The following is an 18725-nucleotide window of genomic DNA, read 5'->3' as shown; positions in this document are numbered from 1 at the left end:
GTGTCCCGTCAGGTGTTCCTCTATGACCCGCCGGACCGCTTCGTGGCCGGTACGGTCGGGCTGCCCGGGCGCCGCACCTTCTTCCTCCAGGCCTCCGCCGGAGCCCGCGTGACCAGCGTCGCCCTCGAGAAGACCCAGGTGGCCGCGCTCGCCGAACGCATGGACGAACTGCTCGACGAGGTGGTGCGCCGCAGCGGCGGCAGCGCCTCCGTCCCCGCGGTCGCTCCCACCGACATCGCCGACACCGCCCCCCTCGACTCACCCGTCGAGGAGGAGTTCCGGGTCGGCACCATGGCTCTGGCCTGGGACGGCGAGGAACAGCGCATGATCGTCGAGGCCCAGGCCCTCGTCGAGCTGGAGGCCGACACCGAGGAGGACCTCGCCGCTGCCGAGGAGCGGCTCCTCCAGGACGAGGAGAACGGCCCGCCGATGCTCCGGGTCCGGCTCACCGGAACCCAGGCCAGGGCCTTCGCCAAACGAGCCCTCGACGTCGTCAACGCGGGGCGCCCGCCCTGCCCGCTGTGCAGCCTGCCGCTCGACCCGGAGGGACACGTATGTCCGCGCCAGAACGGATACCGGCGCGGCGCGTGAACGCCGCCGAGCTGCTCGCCCGGGGCGAGCTGACGGTGCGCGGCCGGATCCGGGAGGCCTCGAACGCGGTGTTGTTCTGCGAGGTCGCCCAGGACGGCCACCGTGCCCGGTGCGTCTACAAGCCGGTGGCGGGGGAGCGGCCGCTGTGGGACTTCCCCGACGGGACCCTCGCCCAGCGCGAGGTGGCCGCGTACGAGGTGTCCGAGGCGCTGGGCTGGGGTCTTGTGCCGCCGACCGTGCTGCGCGAGGGGCCCTACGGCGAGGGCATGTGCCAGCTGTGGATCGAGGCAACGGCCGAGCCGGACCTGCTGGCGCTGGTCGACGGTGACGAGCCGGAGCCCGGCTGGAAGGCGATCGGATTCGCCGACGTCGGAGGCGGGCGCACGGCGCTGCTCGTGCACGCGGACGACGAGCGGCTGCGGCGCCTCTCCGTGCTCGACGCGGTGATCAACAACGCCGACCGCAAGGGCGGGCACCTGCTGCCGGCCGAGGACGGGCAGCTCTACGGGATCGACCACGGCGTCACCTTCAACGTCGAGGGGAAGCTGCGGACGCTGCTCTGGGGATGGGCCGGGGAGGCGCTCACGGAGGAGGCCGTGGCGGCCCTCCGGCAGCTCGGGACCTCCCTGAACAAGGGCGAGCCGCTCGCCGAGCGGCTCGGCTCCCTGATCACCGCCGAGGAGCTGGACGCCACCCGCGCGCGGGTCTCCTCCCTGCTCGACGCCGGGGTGCACCCCGAACCCTCGGGGGAGTGGCCGGCGATTCCCTGGCCGCCGGTCTAGCCTCGGGCCGGCCACTGACGCCCCGGCGCGCCGGCGCGCCGCGTTCGGGTCCGCCCCGGACCCTGGACACGGCGGGCGATCTCCCGGCGCCGGGCCCGGCGGTCGGGCCCGCCCGGGCCCCGCTTTCGGCCGCGGCCGGCCCGACGCACACGAGCGCCCGCGCCGCAAGAGCGCCGGTTTGGTCAATCGGGCCGGTCCGGTTCGTATGAAGAACTCACGTCCGGTTAGGCTCATGGCATGCATGCCTGGCCCGCTTCTGAGGTCCCCGCCCTGCCCGGACAGGGCCGCGACCTCCGGATCCACGACACCGCGACCGGTGGGCTCGTCACCCTCGACCCCGGTCCCGTCGCCCGTATCTACGTCTGCGGCATCACCCCGTACGACGCGACCCACATGGGTCACGCGGCGACCTACAACGCGTTCGACCTCGTGCAGCGCGTGTGGCTCGACACCAAGCGGCAGGTTCACTACGTCCAGAACGTCACCGACGTCGACGATCCGCTCCTGGAGCGCGCCGTGCGCGACGGCGTCGACTGGACCGGTCTCGCCGAGCGCGAGACCGCCCTCTTCCGCGAGGACATGACCGCACTGCGGATGCTGCCGCCGCAGCACTACATCGGCGCCGTCGAGGCCATACCCGGCATCGTGCCGCTCGTCGAGCGGCTCCGTGACGCGGGTGCCGCCTACGACCTGGACGGCGACATCTACTTCTCGGTCGAGTCCGACCCGCACTTCGGAGAGGTGTCGAACCTCGACGCCGCCGCCATGCGGCTGCTCTCCGCCGAGCGCGGTGGCGACCCGGACCGGCCCGGCAAGAAGAACCCGATCGACCCGATGCTGTGGATGGCCGCCCGGGAGGGCGAGCCCAGCTGGGACGGCGGCAGCCTCGGCCGCGGCCGCCCCGGCTGGCACATCGAGTGCGTGGCGATCGCCCTGGACCACCTCGGCATGGGCTTCGACGTCCAGGGCGGCGGCTCCGACCTGGCCTTCCCGCACCACGAGATGGGCGCGTCGCACGCCCAGGTGCTGACCGGCGAATTCCCCTTCGCCCAGGCGTATGTGCACGCCGGCATGGTCGCTCTCGACGGCGAGAAGATGTCCAAGTCCAAGGGCAATCTGGTCTTCGTGTCCAAGCTGCGGCGCGACGGCGTCGACCCGGCCGCGATCCGGCTGGCGCTGCTGGCGCACCACTACCGGGCCGACTGGGAGTGGACCGACGGCGTCCTCGAGGAGGCCGTGGCACGGCTCGGCCGCTGGCGCTCTGCTGTCTCCCGCCCGGACGGGCCGTCCGCCGACGCCCTCGTCGAGGAGATCCGCGAGGCCCTGGCGCACGACCTCGACGCCCCGGCGGCCCTCGCGGCCGTCGACCGCTGGGTCCGCCTCCAGGAGGAGAGCGGAGGCACCGAGGAGGGGGCGCCCGGCCTTGTGTCGCGCACCGTCGACGCGCTCCTCGGCGTCGCCCTGTAAGGGGCCGCCGGTGAGGGTCCGTCTGTAAGGACCCGCTCGCCCACGACATCAGGGGCGGTGCACCGTGTGTGCACCGCCCCTGTGCGTTTCGGTCCGCCCGGATCGCCCGGTCGGAATCGGCCCCGGATCAGTCGTCCGACGTATCCTCCGGATCGGAGCTCTCGGAGCTCTCGGAGCTGCTGGAGCCGCCGGTGTCACCGGAGCCGCCCTCCTGGCCCGCCGCGCCGTCCGTGCCCTCGCCGCCGCTCGTCCGCGGCGGCTTCGGCGGGCGGGTGCGCTCGCTCGGGGTGTCCCGCAGATACGACGCACCCTCGCCGCCGTCCGTGGCGTGGCCGGCGGACGGACCGCCGCCGTCGCGGCGCCGCAGATACCGCTCGAACTCGCGGGCGATGGCCTCACCGGTGGCCTCCGGGAGCTCCGCCGTGTCGCGGGCCTCCTCCAGCGTCTGTACGTACTCGGCGACCTCGCTGTCCTCGGCGGCCAGCTGGTCCACGCCGAGTTGCCACGCGCGCGCGTCCTCCGGGAGCTCGCCGAGCGGGATCCTCAGGTCGATCAGGTCCTCGAGACGGTTCAGCAGGGCCAGCGTCGCCTTCGGGTTCGGCGGCTGCGACACGTAGTGCGGCACCGCCGCCCACAGCGACACCGCCGGGACGCCCGCGTGGGTGCACGCCTCCTGGAGGATCCCGACGATGCCCGTCGGGCCCTCGTACTTGGTCTCCTCCAGGTCCATCCGCCGGGCCAGGTCCGGATCGGAGGTGACCCCGCTGACGGGTACCGGACGCGTGTGCGGAGTGTCGCCGAGCAGTGCGCCCAGGATGACCACGAGCTCCACGCCGAGTTCGTGCGCGAAGCCGAGCAGCTCGTTGCAGAACGACCGCCACCGCATCGACGGCTCGATGCCGCGCACCAGCACCAGGTCGCGCGGCTTCTCGCCGCCGACCCGTACCACCGACAGCCGTGTCGTCGGCCAGGTGATCTTGCGTACGCCGGCGTCCAGCCACACGGTGGGCCGGTTGACCTGGAAGTCGTAGTAGTCCTCGGCGTCGAGCGCCGCGAACACCTCGCCCTTCCACTCCCGCTCCAGATGCGCGACCGCGGTGGAGGCGGCGTCGCCGGCATCGTTCCAGCCCTCGAACGCGGCCACCATGACCGGGTCGACCAGCTCGGGAACCCCCTCGAGCTCGATCACCCAGCGCCTCCTTCCGACGTTCCCCCAGAACCTTGAGGGCCTGGGGGGTGCCCCCACTCGCGTACGCCCCAACCTTACGGCTTTTGCCGGGACCCTCCGCAGCCCCTTTGCACGGGGGAGTGAACGCATCACTGCCCCGGTCGGAACCCGGGAACACGCGTCCGGAACGGCGAAACGGGGCTTCACGGAACCGAATCGGCCATGCGCGACGCCGGAACAGCCGTCCGCGGCGCGGGAACAGCCGCAGGCTGCGCGGGAACAGCCTTACGCGGCGGGCGAACAGCCGCCCATGTGGTGGGAACGGCCGGCCACGGCACGGGCCGCCTGCCGCGCGCCGGATTCCCCGACGCACGGGAGGGGTGTCTAGAGCGTGGAGCGCAGCCACTGCTCGACGCTGGCGATGTGCACGGTCGCCCACGACCTGGCCGCCTCCGCGTCCCGGTCGCGCAGCGCGGCGAGGATGGCACGGTGTTCGTGCAGAGTGCGGCTGACCGCGTCCTCCTGCGTCAGACCGCGCCAGATCCGGGCCCGGGTGGTCGGCCCGGACAGTCCGTCGAGCAGGGAGCAGAGCACCGAGTTGCCCGAGCTCTGCACGATGCTCCGGTGGAACTCGAGGTCGGCCGCGACCAGCTCCTCCACCGACGGAGCGTCCCCCAGGGCGTCCAACTGTGCCCCCAGCGCGTCCAGTTCGGTCTCGCCGATCCGGGTGCTCGCCATCGCCGTCGCGGCCGGTTCCAGGATGCGCCGGACCGTCAGGAACTCCAGGACGGTGTCGTCGCGGTGGAAGTCGACGACGAAGCTCAGCGCCTCCAGGAGCAGTTGCGGATCGAGGCTCGTGACATACGTCCCGTCGCCCTGCCGTACGTCGAGGATGCGGATCAGCGAGAGCGCCCGCACCGCCTCCCGCAGCGAGTTGCGGGACAGCCCCAGTTCGGCGGCGAGTTCGCTCTCCTTGGGGAGCCGGTCCCCGGGGCTCAGCGCCCCGGAGACGATCATGCCCTTGATCTTCTCGATGGCCTCGTCGGTGACCGCCACGGCTCCCCCTCGATACATCCGATGAATGGGGTCATTATGGCCTGACTTCCCTCTCCTCATGAAGTGGCCTGAACCCGCCGTGGGACAGGTGAGCACTGTGGTCAACTTTCGTGCGGAGTAGGTGAGTTCGCCTTCGGTCCTGGTCGGCGCAGGAGGAGAATCCGGCTATGGGGAGCACACCGGAACAGGCACGGGCACCCGAGCCGGGCCCGTCCGCCGTGTACAACGTCGTCCAGCACAGCACCGTCGAGTACCTGATCCAGGCCGGGTACGTGCACGGCGACATCACGGTCAACCTCCCTCCGCGGCCCGGCCCCCTGGACACGGCGGCCGAGGCGCTGGCCAGGAGCGTGCGCGCCCAGTGGTCGGCCGAGGTGGGCGCCTGGCAGCTCGGCGAGGTCGGCGCACCGCTCGCCGTGCGATGGCGCGCCGAATGGGGCGAGAGCGACGGCGGGACCCCTCCGGCTCCGTCGCCCGCGCGCAGCGACCGTGTCGGGGACGTCGTCGACGGTCTGCTGTCCCGCAGGGAGCGCCGCCTCGTCGTGCTCGGCGGCCCCGGGTCGGGCAAGTCCACCTTCCTCGCGCTCCTCGTGCTGGCGCTCGCCGATGGCCACCTCGGCGACCTGACCCGGCAGCGGGCCGGCGACCGGAGCCTGCCGGTGCCCGTGCTCCTCACGCTGGAGTCGTGGACCGCCGAGACCACCCCCTTCAAGGAGTGGCTGACCGCCCGGATCACCGAGGACCACCCGGGGCTGCCCCGCGTCGACGGCGCCCACCCCGCCGAGCGGCTGATCAGGGAGTTCCGGGTGCTGCCCGTCCTGGACGGCCTCGACGAACTGCCCGAGCAACGGCGCCACCACGTGATCGCGGGGCTGGGCACCGCGCTCGGCAGCAGGGGCCTCGGCGTCGTACTCGCCGCACGCACCGATGCATACGCGCGCCTCACGCACCCCCTGCCCGGTGCCTCCACGCTCACGGCCCGGCCGGTCACCCCCGAGGACGCCGCTGACCACCTCGGCCGCGCCTCGGGCACCGACCGCTGGTACCCGGTCGAACGCGAGATCGCCGCACACCCCGAGGGCCCCCTCGCGCAGGCCCTGTCCACGCCCCTGATGATCTGGCTGGCCCGCCGCGTGTACGCCCCGCCGGAGCGCGCACCCGCGGAGCTGGCCGACCGGGCCCGCCTGCCCTCCCGCACGGCGATCGAGGCACACCTGCTGGACGGCGCCGTACCGGCCGCGTTCGCGGCGGTGCCGCACGACCCCGACCGGCTGCACGCCCCCGGCCGATGGAACCCGGAGCGGGCCCGTGGCTGGCTCGCCTATCTGGCCGGCCGTCTCTCCGGGAACCGCATCACCGAGTTCGCGTGGTGGAGACTGCCGCAGCTGGCCCGGCTCCGGCTGCTCGCCGTGCTCACCCTCACCGCCGTCGCCGCGCTCTGCGGCGAGACCGTCATGGCGGTGACGGACCGGGTGCACGCGGCCTACGGACAGCGCATGTTCTTCGGCGAGACCGGCGAACGGCTCGACCTGCTGGGCGGCGTCATGTGGGCCTCGGGCATCCGCCTCTCCGTGATGATCTGGTTCGGTGACCGCTTCGGCCGGCCGCGCCGCCGGGCCAACCCCCTGCGCGCCGGAGCCGCACTGCGCTCCGCGTCCCGAGCGGTCTCCGTGCGCCGGGGCGCCCGCGCCGCTGGTGTCCTCGTCGGTCCCGCCGCCCTGTTCCTGCTGATCGTCAGGAGCGCCCACGATGCCGGCGCCTACACCTGGTGGGTGCTCCTCGGCTTCGTCGTCCCGACCCTCCTCATGGCACTGATCGCGGCGCCCGCCGACACCGAGGACGCCGCCACCCCGGACACGCTGATGGCGAGCGAGCGCCGTACGGCGCTGCTGACCCTCGGCGTGGTCGCGCCGGTCGTGGGCGCGGGCAGCGCGCTGCTGAGCGCGCTCACCTCCGGCGGCGCGGCCGACAGCTGGATAGCGGGCGCCAAGGCGTTCACCGGTGCGGCCGCCGTTCTCGTATTGCTCAGCCCCTGGGCGCTGTGGGTCGTCGCCAAGGCCTGGCTGGCGCTGGCCGGCCGGGTCCCCTGGTCCCTGATGGAGTTCCTCCGCGACGGCCACACCACCGGATTGCTGCAACGCAACGCCGGCGTCTACCGGTTCCGTCATCTGCGGCTCCAGGAACACCTGGCGGGCGCGGCGCGGCCCCCGCATCCGGAGTCCGTCCCGCAGAGCGGCCCCCGGCCGCCGAACGGTCCCGTGCCCCGGCACATGCCCTTCCCGCAGAGCGGCCCCGTGGCACCGGACGTCCCCCTCGCGCAGAACGTCCCCCTCCAACGCACCGATCGCGGACGCACGCGCGCCGCGACGCCCGCGCCACCTCCCGGTCCCGCAACCCTCCCCCCGATGCACACCCTGCGCGGCTGGACCGTCATCGACAACGCCGAGCAGTATGTGCTGGACGGCAGGGCACGGCGCGTCCCGCTCGCCCACTGGAAGGTGGTGGGCGCCGCCGGCGCGGTGGCGCTCGTCCGGTACGCGATGGCGGGCCAGTGGGACGTGCGCACCGGCCTGGCCGCCGTTCTTCTCTGGCCGGTCATCGGCGTCCTCATCAACCTGGTCGCCCTGTGCCTGCCCCGACAGCGGCTGCGTCTGCAGATCGACCGCGGCGGTCTGCACACACGGATCGGCCGGCACAGCGCCGTCTACCGCTGGGACGACATCACCGAACTCGCCGTACGCCCGGTCCGCAGCCGCGGCAGGGACACCAAGTACTACGGCCCGCACGTGCGGCTGCGGCCCGACCCCCACCGGCCCGAGCCACACCGGATCTTCCACGGCGCCGCCGGCTGGTACCTGGTGCTGCCGACCCACTTCAGGCCGGCCGTGCCCCCGGACGTCGCCGCCGCGCTCGCCCGCTTCGGCGGCACCCGGTGGCAGGGACCGACGGGACACTTGTGACCGGCGCCCGGTGCCGCCGGGTGCGGCCCCGCCCCCGGACACACCACTGGGGCGGCTCCCTCGTGGGAACCGCCCCAGTACCGGTACGTCGGCTACTTCTTCTCGTCGAGCAGCTTCTGCACCCTGCCGCGCACGTCCTCGGTGTCGAGACCGCGGATCGTCAGCGTGGTGCGGCGCCGCAGGACGTCGTCCGCCGTCTCGGCCCACTCGTGGTCACGGGCGTAGACGACCTGCGCCCAGATCTCGGGAGCGTCGGGGTGGACGCGCTCGCCCAGCTCCGGGTTCTCGTTCGCGAGGCGCGCGATGTCGAAGGACAGCGAACCGTAGTGCGTCGCCAGGTGCTTGGCGGTGTCCGCCGCCATCCGCGGACCGGGCGCCGGGCCGTCGACCAGCAGCCGGTGCGCGACGGCGCGCGGGTTGGCGACGCCGGGCAGCGGCAGCTTCTTGGGCAGCTCGGAGATCGGTTCGAAGTCCTCGCCGAGCGGGTGGCCCGGCAGCGACTCCAGCTTCTTCATGACCGTACGGCCGATGTGGCGGAAGGTGGTCCACTTGCCACCGGCGACGGACAGCATGCCGCCCTTGCCCTCGGTGACGACCGTCTCGCGCTTGGCCTTCGAGGTGTTGCCGGGGCCGCCCGGCAGCACCCGCAGACCCGCGAACGCGTAGGTGATCAGCTCGCGCTTCAGCTGCTGGTCCCGCACCGAGAACGCGGCCTCGTCGAGTATCTGGGATATGTCGTTGTCGTTGACGGACACGTCCGCCGGGTCGCCCTCGAACTCCTCGTCGGTGGTGCCGAGCAGGAGCATGTCCTCCCAGGGCAGGGCGAAGGTGATGCGGTACTTGTCGATCGGCGTGGCCAGCGCGGCCTTCCACGGCGAGGTCCGCTTCAGGACGAGGTGCGCGCCCTTCGACAGCCGGATCGACGGGGCCGCGCCCGGGTCCTCCATCCGGCGCAGGTGGTCGACCCAGGGGCCGGTCGCGTTCAGCACGAGACGGGCGTTCGCGCCGAACTCCGCACCGTCGAGACGGTCCCTCAGGTCCGCTCCCGTGACCCGGCCGTTGGTGAAGCGCAGGCCGGTGACCTCGGCGTGGTTGAGGACGACCGCGCCGGCCTCGACCGCCGCGCGGACCGTCATCAGCGCCATCCGGGAGTCGTTCATCTGGTCGTCGCCGTACACGGCCACGGCCTTCAGGTTCTCCGTGCGCAGCTCCGGCACGTCGGCCTGCGCCTTGGCGGGGGAGAGCAGGTGCCCGACGCCGTCGCCGAAGGCGGACAGCGCCGAGTACGCGAACACGCCCGCGCCGAGCTTCGCGGCGCCGTGCGGCCCGCCCTTGTACACGGGCAGGTAGAAGGTGAGGGGGTTCGCCAGGTGGGGGGCCACCTGACGGGACACCGCACGACGCTCGAAGTGGTTCTCCGCGACCAGCTTCACCGCGCCGGTCTGCAGGTAGCGCAGACCGCCGTGGAGCAGCTTGGAGGAGGCGGAGGAGGTGGCGCCGGCGAAGTCGCCGGCGTCCACCAGAGCCACCCGCAGTCCGGACTGTGCGGCATGCCAGGCGGTGGAGATGCCCAGGATCCCGCCACCGATCACCAGGAGGTCGAACGTCGCCTTGGACAGTTGCTCCCGGGTCTCGGCGCGGCTCGGGACGGAGCCGGAAGCCGGGTGCGTCCCAAGAGCCGGGACACTCTGCAGGGTGGTCATCGCTTTTTACTCCTCGTGTTCGATCCAGCCCATGGTCCGCTGCACGGCCTTGAGCCAGTCCTTGTACTCGCGCTCGCGCTTGTCGGCGTCCATGCGAGGGGTCCATTCGGCGGCCCGTCGCCAGTTGGCGCGCAGGGCCTCGGTGTCGGGCCAGAAGCCGACGGCCAGTCCGGCGGCGTAGGCGGCGCCGAGGCAGGTGGTCTCGGCGACCATCGGGCGCACCACCGGCGCGTCCAGGAAGTCCGAGAGCGTCTGCATCAGCAGGTTGTTGGAGGTCATGCCGCCGTCGACCTTCAGCGAGGTCAGCTCGACGCCGGAGTCCTTCGTCATGGCGTCGGTGATCTCGCGCGTCTGCCAGGCGGTTGCCTCGAGGACGGCGCGCGCGAGGTGCGCCTTGGTGACGTACCGGGTGAGGCCGGCGATCACACCGCGGGCGTCGGAGCGCCAGTACGGGGCGAACAGACCGGAGAAGGCCGGTACGAAGTAGGCGCCGCCGTTGTCCTCGACGGACGCGGCGAGCGTCTCGATCTCGGGGGCCGAGTTGATGAGGCCCATCTGGTCGCGCATCCACTGCACCAGGGAGCCCGTGACGGCGATCGAGCCCTCGAGGGAGTAGACCGGGTCCTGGTCGCCGATCTTGTAGCCGACGGTGGTGATCAGACCCGAGTAGGAGTTGATGATCTTGCTGCCGGTGTTCATCAGCAGGAAGGTGCCGGTGCCGTACGTGGACTTGGCCTCGCCCTCGCTGAAGCAGGTCTGGCCGAACAGGGCCGCCTGCTGGTCGCCGAGCGCGGACGCGACGGGCACGCCGCCGAGCAGGTCGCCGAGGCTGCCGCCGGTGACCTCGCCGTACACCTCGGCGGAGGAGCGGATCTCCGGCAGCACGGCCGCCGGGACCCCCATGGACTCGAGGATGCGCTCGTCCCACTCCATCGTGTGCAGGTTCATCAGCATGGTGCGGGAGGCGTTGGTGACGTCGGTGACGTGGTGGCCGCCGTTGACGCCGCCGGTGAGGTTCCAGATGACCCAGGAGTCCATCGTGCCGAAGAGGATCTCGCCCCGCTCGGCGCGCTCGCGCAGGCCCTCGACGTTGTCGAGCAGCCAGCGGATCTTCGGGCCCGCGAAGTAGCTGGCCAGCGGCAGGCCGGTCTCGCGGCGGAAGCGGTCCTGGCCGACGTTGCGGCCGAGCTCCTTGCAGAGCGCGTCGGTGCGGGTGTCCTGCCAGACGATCGCGTTGTGCACCGGCCGGCCGGTGCTCTTGTCCCACAGGATCGTGGTCTCGCGCTGGTTGGTGATGCCGATCGCCTTGATGTCCTGGCGGGTGATGCCCGCCTTGGCGATCGCACCGGCGACCACTTCCTGGACGTTCGTCCAGATCTCGTTGCCGTCGTGCTCGACCCAGCCCGGCTTCGGGAAGATCTGCTCGTGCTCCTTCTGGTCGACGGAGACGATGCGGCCGTCCCGGTCGAAGACGATGCAGCGGCTGGACGTGGTGCCCTGGTCGATGGCCGCGATGAACGGGCCTTCGCCGTGGGAGTGAGTGGTGTTGGTTTCGGTCACGGGTTGCTCCAAGGTCTGTGAAGGGCGGTCTCGAGCGGTGGTCCGCCGAGGCGGGGCAGTGAGCCGGTCTCGGTTGCTCGTCCTGCCCCGCCGGCGGCTCAGGCGAACGCGATGTTGTAGATACCGCCTGCCAGGACGCCTCCGATCAGCGGGCCGACGACCGGGACCCAGGCGTAGCCCCAGTCCGAGCCGCCCTTGTTGGGCAGCGGCAGCAGCGCGTGGACGATGCGCGGGCCGAGGTCGCGGACCGGGTTGATCGCGTACCCGGTCGGACCGCCGAGGGAGAGGCCGATACCGACCACGACCAGCGAGGTGACGAGGGCGCCGAGCACACCGAGGCCGTTGCCCTTGTCGTTCAGACCCTGCGTGAGGATCGCCAGCACCAGGACGATCGTCGCGATGATCTCCGTGGCGAGGTTCTGCACCGCGTTACGGATCTCGGGGCCGGTGGAGAAGATGCCGAGCACGGGGCCGGGCTCACCGGTGGACACCTTGGCCGCGGGGACGGCGGTGTCCTGGGCGCCGGGACCGCCGACGATCTCGCGGTCGGTCAGGTGGGCCCGGAACTGGCCGTAGTAGGTGATCCACACCAGCACCGCACCGATCATGGCGCCCAGCAGCTGCGCACCCAGGTAGAGCGGTACGTCGCTCCAGGGCGTCGCGCCCTTGATGGCGAGCGCGATGGTCACCGCCGGGTTGAGGTGGGCGCCGGAGACGCCCCCCGCCAGATAAGCGGCCGTGAGCACGGCGAAGCCCCACCCGAAGGTGATGGCCAGCCAGCCGGCGTTCTGCGCCTTGGAGCGCTTCAGCGTGACGGCGGCGCACACGCCACCGCCGAGCAGGATGAGTACGGCGGTACCGATGGTCTCGCCGATGAAGATGTCGGAGCTGGACACCCGCGACTCCTTTGTCCTTCGTCCAGGGGAAGGCGAACCCCGGGTCCCTCCGGTGGCTCGCGCCCCGAGGAGGGGGCGGAAACCGGCCCGTGGCACTGCCACACTCTAGCGCGTATTGCCGTTAGGTGTTCGACAATGCCGACCGGTGGACGCGAGTCTGCTTCGGCGTTACGGGCACGTCAAGAGGTTCACTTGTCGAAAATCTGATCGTTATTGATCGCTCTGTGCTATTGATCGTCGCGCGGTGGCGGACCGCCTGCATGTCGAGCGCAACGTCACCGGAACGGGTGCTTCCGACGGGCCCCGCGCGCGGCCCCGCAGTCGGTGTCACCTCGCCCCGGCGGGGTGCGTGAGCCTTGCGCGGCGGGGCCGCGGAGGCCGCGGGCGGCGCTGTGCAAGATGTCCCGCCGCGGGGTGCCGCCGCGATCTATACGAGGCGGACGCAGCTCGCGGCGGTGGTGCTCCGGGGCGAGGTGGACTGAGCCTGTGCAAGGGCACGCCCTTGCGCGGCGGTGCCGGCGACGGCAGGGGGAACAGGCGGGGCCGGCCGGCCCGTCGGGGAATGCGGCGACGTGGGCGTCGGAACCGGAACGGTCCGCGGGGTCGCAGGGCCACGCGCCGTGCGCCTGTGAGGGCCCGCGACCGCGGTCCCGGCGGGTCGCCGGGCCCCGACACGCCTCAGAAGCGGCTGGCGCCGAGATCGCGGGAGACCGCGCGGGCGCAGTCCCGCACCGCCGCGATCAGGTCGGGCCTGAGCTCCCCGTCCAGGCAGACCCGCTCCACGGCGCCGGTGACGCCCACCGCCCCCACGGGCATCCGCCGCCGGTCGTGGATGGGCGCGGCGACCGAGGCCACGCCCTCCCAGGTCTCCTCGACGTCGGCGCCGTACCCCCGCGCGCGGGTGAGGTCGAGCAGTCCTTCGAAATCAATGAGGTCGCCCGTCGTGCGAGCGGTGAACAGCTCCCGGTCCGTCTCGACGGCCTCGCTGTGCGCCACCGGGTCGTACGCGGCCAGCACCTTGCCCAGCGCGGTCGAGTGCAGCGGCTGCATGGCGCCCACCTCCAGCACCTGGCGGCTGTCGTCGGGCCGGAACACGTGGTGCACGATCAGCACGCCCTGCTGGTGCAGCACGCCGAGGTAGACGCTCTCGCCGCTGGAGCGGGCCAGGTCGTCGGTCCAGACGAGCGCCCGCGCGCGCAGCTCGTGCACATCGAGATAGCTGTTGCCGAGGCGCAGCAGCTCCGCGCCCAGCTGATAGCGCCCCGATGCCGCGTCCTGCTCGACGAATCCCTCCTGCTGCAGGGTGCGCAGGATCCCGTGCGCCGTACCCTTGGCGAGCCCCAGTGAGGAGGCGATGTCCGAGAGGCCGAGCCGGCGCTCGCCGCCCGCGAGCAGCCGCAGCATCGCGGCAGCCCGCTCGAGCGACTGGATGTTCCGTGCCATCGCAGCTCCCTTCCTCCGTCCCTCGAACGTTTCACATGCCACCAACGTTCGACAATGCCGAACACTATCGTTCTTTGTCGACCCAGTGTTAATAGGCGGGCGCCCAGTCTTCCGTCCCGTTTCGGCCACTCCGCGCGCGGGGTGGCCGTCCCGGCCCGTGGACGCTCCGAACGCGCTTCGGGCGTCCCGGTTACGCTGGCGACGTGCGCCTGCCACGGGACGTTCCCGGGGTGGACGCAAAGCCGACAGCCGTCGCACTCCAGGGAGCACTTTCATGGCCTCGTTGCCGACCCCTTCTTCCGTGCCGTCCGACAGCAGCACCCGCGTCGCCGCACTGCGCGAGGCGCTCGCCACGCGCGTCGTGGTCGCCGACGGCGCGATGGGCACCATGCTCCAGGCGCAGGACCCCAGCCTCGAGGACTTCGAGAATCTCGAGGGCTGCAACGAGGTCCTGAACGTGACCCGGCCCGACATCGTCCGCTCGGTGCACGAGGCCTACTTCGAGGTGGGCGTCGACTGCGTCGAGACCAACACGTTCGGCGCAAACCACGCCGCCATGGCGGAGTACGAGATCTCCGACCGTGTGTTCGAGCTCTCCGAGGCCGGTGCCCGTATCGCCCGTGAGGTGGCGGACGCCTATGCGAGCGGTGACGGCCGCCCGCGCTGGGTCCTCGGCTCGATCGGCCCCGGCACCAAGCTGCCGACCCTCGGCCACGTCGACTTCGGCACCATCCGTGACGGCTTCCAGGCCAATGCCGAGGGCCTGCTCGCCGGTGGTGCGGATGCCCTGATCGTCGAGACCACGCAGGACCTGCTCCAGACGAAGGCGTCGGTCCTGGGTGCGCGGCGGGCGATGGAGGCGGCCGGGGTCGAGGTGCCGCTGCTCTGCTCGATGGCGTTCGAGACGACCGGCACCATGCTGCTGGGCTCGGAGATCGGCGCGGCACTGACCGCGCTGGAGCCGCTGGGCATCGACATGATCGGCCTGAACTGCTCGACCGGCCCCGCCGAGATGAGCGAGCACCTGCGCTATCTGACCCGCCACTCGCGCATCCCCCTGCTGTGCATGCCGAACGCGGGCCTCCCGGTCCTCACCAAGGACGGAGCACACTTCCCGCTCGGCCCCGAAGGGCTGGCCGACGCCCAGGAGAACTTCGTCCGCGACTACGGCCTGTCCCTGATCGGCGGCTGCTGCGGAACGACGCCGGAGCATCTGCGGCAGGTCGTGGACCGGGTGCGCGGTGTCACCCCGCCCGAGCGGCATCCGCAGCCGGAACCGGGCGCCGCCTCCCTGTACCAGAGCGTGCCGTTCCGCCAGGACACCTCGTATCTGGCGATCGGCGAGCGCACCAACGCCAACGGCTCCAAGAAGTTCCGCGAGGCGATGCTCGAGGGCCGCTTCGAGGACTGTGTGGAGATGGCGCGCGAGCAGATCCGCGAGGGCGCCCACATGCTCGACCTGTGCGTCGACTACGTGGGGCGCGACGGTGTGGCCGACATGGAGGAGCTGGCCGGGCGGTTCGCGACCGCCTCGACGCTGCCGATCGTGCTGGACTCCACCGAGGTCGACGTGATCCGGGCGGGGCTGGAGAAGCTCGGCGGCCGGGCCGTGATCAACTCGGTCAACTACGAGGACGGTGACGGGCCCGATTCGCGTTTTGCGAAGGTCACGAGCCTGGCGCGGGAGTACGGCGCCGCGCTGATCGCGCTGACCATCGACGAGGAGGGCCAGGCCCGCACGCCGGAGAACAAGGTCGCCATCGCCGAGCGGCTGATCGCCGACCTGACCGGGAACTGGGGCATCCACGAGTCGGACATCCTCATGGACTGTCTGACCTTCACCATCTGCACCGGGCAGGAGGAGTCGCGCAAGGACGGCATCGCCACCATCGAGGCGATCCGTGAGCTGAAGCGGCGTCACCCGGATGTGCAGACCACGCTGGGGCTGTCGAACATCTCCTTCGGGCTCAATCCGGCCGCGCGCATCCTGCTGAACTCGGTGTTCCTGGACGAGTGCGTCAAGGCGGGTCTGGACTCGGCGATCGTGCACGCGTCCAAGATCCTGCCCATCGCCCGGTTCGACGAGGAGCAGGTCACCACGGCGCTGGACCTGATCTACGACCGCCGTGCCGAGGGCTACGACCCGCTGCAGAAGCTGATGGTGCTGTTCGAGGGCGCCACCGCCAAGTCCCTGAAGGCGGGCAAGGCCGAGGAGCTGGCCGCTCTGCCGCTGGAGGAGCGGTTGAAGCGGCGGATCATCGACGGGGAGAAGAACGGCCTGGAGGCCGACCTGGCCGAGGCGCTTCAGGAGCGTCCCGCGCTCGACATCGTCAACGACACGCTGCTGGACGGCATGAAGGTCGTCGGTGAGCTGTTCGGCTCCGGGCAGATGCAGCTGCCGTTCGTGCTCCAGTCCGCCGAGGTCATGAAGAGCGCGGTGGCCTATCTCGAGCCGCACATGGAGAAGTCCGACGCGGACGGCAAGGGCACCATCGTGCTGGCGACCGTCCGCGGCGATGTCCACGACATCGGCAAGAACCTCGTCGACATCATCCTGTCCAACAACGGCTACAACGTCGTCAACCTCGGTATCAAGCAGCCCGTCTCCGCGATCCTGGAGGCTGCCGAGGAGCACGCGGCCGACGTCATCGGCATGTCCGGGCTCCTGGTCAAGTCCACCGTGATCATGAAGGAGAACCTGGAGGAGCTGAACCAGCGCGAGCTGGCCGCGAAGTACCCGGTCATCCTCGGCGGCGCCGCCCTGACCAGGGCGTATGTCGAGCAGGACCTGCACGAGATCTACCAGGGCGAGGTCCGCTACGCCCGCGACGCCTTCGAGGGTCTGCGTCTGATGGACGCCCTGATCGCCGTCAAGCGCGGCGTGCCCGGCGCCGCCCTGCCCGAGCTCAAGCAGCGCCGCGTCAGGGCGACGGGCGTCCAGGTCGAGGAGCGCGCGGAGGAGGGTGCGGTCCGCTCCGACGTCGCCGTCGACAACCCCGTGCCGAAGGCGCCGTTCCAGGGCACCCGGGTGATCAAGGGCATCCAGCTCAAGGAGTACGCCTCCTGGCTCGACGAAGGTGCCCTGTTCAAGGGGCAGTGGGGCCTCAAGCAGGCCCGCGCCGGCGACGGACCCACCTACGAACAGCTGGTCGAGACCGAGGGGCGGCCGCGGCTGCGCGGCTGGCTGGACAAGCTCCAGACGGAGAACCTGCTGGAGGCGGCCGTGGTCTACGGCTACTTCCCCTGCGTCTCCAAGGGCGACGACCTGATCATCCTCGACGAACAGGGCAACGAGCGCACCCGCTTCACCTTCCCGCGCCAGCGCCGCGGCCGCCGGCTCTGCCTGGCCGACTTCTTCCGCCCGGAGGAGTCCGGCGAGACGGACGTCGTCGGCCTGCAGGTGGTCACCGTCGGCTCCAGGATCGGCGAGGCGACCGCCGAACTGTTCGAGGCCAACGCCTACCGCGACTACCTCGAACTGCACGGCCTGTCCGTGCAGTTGGCCGAGGCGCTCGCCGAGTACTGGCACGCCCGGGTCCGCTCCGAGCTCGGCTTCGCCGCCGAGGACCCCGCCGAGATGGAGGACATGTTCGCGCTCAAGTACCGCGGCGCCCGCTTCTCCCTCGGCTACGGCGCCTGCCCCGATCTGGAGGACCGGGCGAAGATCGCCGACCTGCTCCAGCCCGAGCGGATCGGGGTGGTCCTGTCCGAGGAGTTCCAGCTGCACCCGGAACAGTCCACCGACGCCATCGTCATCCACCACCCCGAGGCGAAGTACTTCAACGCCCGCTGAGCGGCCCGGCGGGCCGTCGCCCGCGGGGCCCTGCACAGGGCCTCACGGGCCCCGAGGTCGACGGCGTCCCGGTCGTGCGGTGGCCCGCTCCTCGCGCGACGCAGCCGTCCGTGTACGTATGGTGAGCTCGATCACCGTGTGTGCACGGTGCGGGCGTCCCGGGGCGTCGCCGTCCTGCCGACCGGGGGCCGCACAGCCTGCCGCACTGTCGCCGGAGAGCCGCACACGCCCGATGTGAGCGCTCTCACCGCGCGTCACACCTCGCATACTGCGCACTTCGCGCTCACCAGTCGTACACTGGTCGGTCCCGTACAGGCCGGTTGCCTCTTGTGTCGGATGTGGCAACCGGCCTTGTCGTCCCTGATGGAGGTGCGCCCGGATGACCAGCACGGTCCCCGCCGTCGGTACCCGAACGGCCGACGTCCCCACGCTGCAGGCGGTTCTGCTCGACATGGACGGCACCTTGGTGGACACCGAGGGCTTCTGGTGGGACGCCGAGGTCGAGGTCTTCGCCACGCTCGGACACCAGCTCGACGAGGCCTGGCGGCACGTCGTCGTCGGCGGTCCGATGACGCGCAGCGCCGGATTCCTCCTGGAGGCCACCGGTGCCGACATCACCCTCCCCGAACTGTCCGTCCTGCTCAACGACGGCTTCGAGGACCGCATCAGCCGCGATCTGCCGCTCATGCCCGGCGCCGCGCGCCTGCTGGCCGAACTGGCCGCCCACCAGGTCCCCACCGCGCTGGTCTCCGCCTCCCACCGACGCATCATCGACCGCGTGCTCACGTCCCTCGGGCCGGAGCACTTCACCTTCACCGTCGCCGGCGACGAGGTCGAGCGCACCAAGCCGCACCCCGACCCGTATCTGCTGGCCGCGTCCAGTCTCGGCGCCGACCCGTCCCGGTGCGCCGTCGTCGAGGACACCGCGACGGGCGTCGCCTCCGCCGAGGCGGCCGGCTGCACGGTGGTGGCGGTGCCCTCGGTCGCCCCCATCAAGCCCGCCCAGCGCCGCGCGGTGGTCCGCTCCCTGGAAGAGGTCGACCTTCCGTTCCTGCAGGGCCTGATGGCGCTCTGAGCGACCCCGGCCGTCCGCTTGCCGGGCGGGGGAGGCAGTCCGGGGGCCGTCCGCCCAGGTGGGGGACGGTTCCCCGGATTTCGATGTGGCCCAGCCGAATTCCGGTACGCGTCAATCGAGTTGAGGGTGTGAGGTTTACCACGCAACCAGCTCTCGACACGGCGGCGTCCTTGTGCTGGGACACGTGTTTCACAACCCCCGGTCGTGACCTTGTGTCCCGATTGGGGAGAG

General features: G+C 71.6%; 12 protein-coding genes. 6 read left to right on the top strand and 6 right to left on the bottom strand.

The genetic code is table 11. The features are described 5' to 3' along the window. The 3 genes from ACWCP6_RS11790 (at position 1) to mshC (ending at position 2840) form a co-directional block, all read left to right on the top strand. Entirely contained in the window at positions 1–591 is a 591-nt protein-coding gene (locus tag ACWCP6_RS11790; RefSeq protein ID WP_450932217.1) for a DUF3090 domain-containing protein, read from the top strand. Then, a complete protein-coding gene (locus ACWCP6_RS11785; RefSeq protein ID WP_450932216.1) occupies positions 555–1373 on the top strand; it encodes an SCO1664 family protein in 819 nt (272 codons plus the stop codon). Before ACWCP6_RS11790 ends, ACWCP6_RS11785 begins: the two co-directional genes overlap by 37 nt. 237 nt (positions 1374–1610) lie before the next feature. Next, positions 1611–2840, top strand: a complete 1230-nt coding sequence (mshC, locus tag ACWCP6_RS11780) for a cysteine--1-D-myo-inosityl 2-amino-2-deoxy-alpha-D-glucopyranoside ligase (RefSeq protein WP_450932215.1) — start codon at positions 1611–1613, stop codon at positions 2838–2840. A 127-nt stretch (positions 2841–2967) separates the two neighbouring features. Here the strand turns inward: mshC and ACWCP6_RS11775 are convergent, their stop codons facing one another. Both ACWCP6_RS11775 and ACWCP6_RS11770 read right to left on the bottom strand, forming a co-directional pair. After that, positions 2968–4029 carry a PAC2 family protein gene (locus ACWCP6_RS11775; protein WP_450932214.1) on the bottom strand — a complete coding sequence of 354 codons (1062 nt, stop codon included), beginning with the start codon at positions 4027–4029 and terminating at the stop codon, positions 2968–2970. Positions 4030–4392: 363 nt separating this feature from the next. Beyond that, entirely contained in the window at positions 4393–5064 is a 672-nt protein-coding gene (locus tag ACWCP6_RS11770) for a FadR/GntR family transcriptional regulator (RefSeq protein WP_450932213.1), read from the bottom strand. 167 nt (positions 5065–5231) lie between these two features. Between ACWCP6_RS11770 and ACWCP6_RS11765 the strand changes: the two genes are divergently transcribed. Further along, entirely contained in the window at positions 5232–8024 is a 2793-nt protein-coding gene (locus ACWCP6_RS11765) for an NACHT domain-containing protein (protein WP_450932212.1), read from the top strand. 92 nt (positions 8025–8116) lie between these two features. Here ACWCP6_RS11765 and ACWCP6_RS11760 read toward each other — a convergent pair whose 3' ends face one another. The 4 genes from ACWCP6_RS11760 to ACWCP6_RS11745 form a co-directional block, all read right to left on the bottom strand. Continuing rightward, complete coding sequence (locus ACWCP6_RS11760) at positions 8117–9727, bottom strand: FAD-dependent oxidoreductase (RefSeq protein WP_450932211.1); 1611 nt, start codon at positions 9725–9727, stop codon at positions 8117–8119. Positions 9728–9733: 6 nt separating this feature from the next. Next, complete coding sequence (glpK, locus tag ACWCP6_RS11755; RefSeq protein ID WP_450932210.1) at positions 9734–11287, bottom strand: glycerol kinase GlpK; 1554 nt, start codon at positions 11285–11287, stop codon at positions 9734–9736. Positions 11288–11385: 98 nt separating this feature from the next. Further along, positions 11386–12183 carry an MIP/aquaporin family protein gene (locus ACWCP6_RS11750; protein WP_450932209.1) on the bottom strand — a complete coding sequence of 266 codons (798 nt, stop codon included), beginning with the start codon at positions 12181–12183 and terminating at the stop codon, positions 11386–11388. 678 nt (positions 12184–12861) lie between these two features. Continuing rightward, positions 12862–13626: an IclR family transcriptional regulator gene (locus tag ACWCP6_RS11745; protein WP_450932208.1), complete on the bottom strand. Its 765-nt coding sequence runs from the start codon at positions 13624–13626 to the stop codon at positions 12862–12864. A gap of 274 nt (positions 13627–13900) precedes the next feature. On the opposite strand from ACWCP6_RS11745, the gene metH reads away from it, so the two are divergent. Beyond that, positions 13901–17419, top strand: a complete 3519-nt coding sequence (gene metH, locus ACWCP6_RS11740; protein ID WP_450932207.1) for a methionine synthase — start codon at positions 13901–13903, stop codon at positions 17417–17419. Positions 17420–17798: 379 nt separating this feature from the next. Beyond that, on the top strand, positions 17799–18494 hold the full coding sequence (locus ACWCP6_RS11735; protein WP_450932206.1) for an HAD family hydrolase: 696 nt from the start codon (positions 17799–17801) through the stop codon (positions 18492–18494). Positions 18495–18725 lie beyond the last annotated feature (231 nt).

Source organism: Streptomyces sp. NPDC002004 (assembly GCF_053593975.1).
The sequence above is the reverse complement of the archived record's forward strand: the minus strand, read 5'-3'. Positions and strand labels throughout refer to the sequence as shown.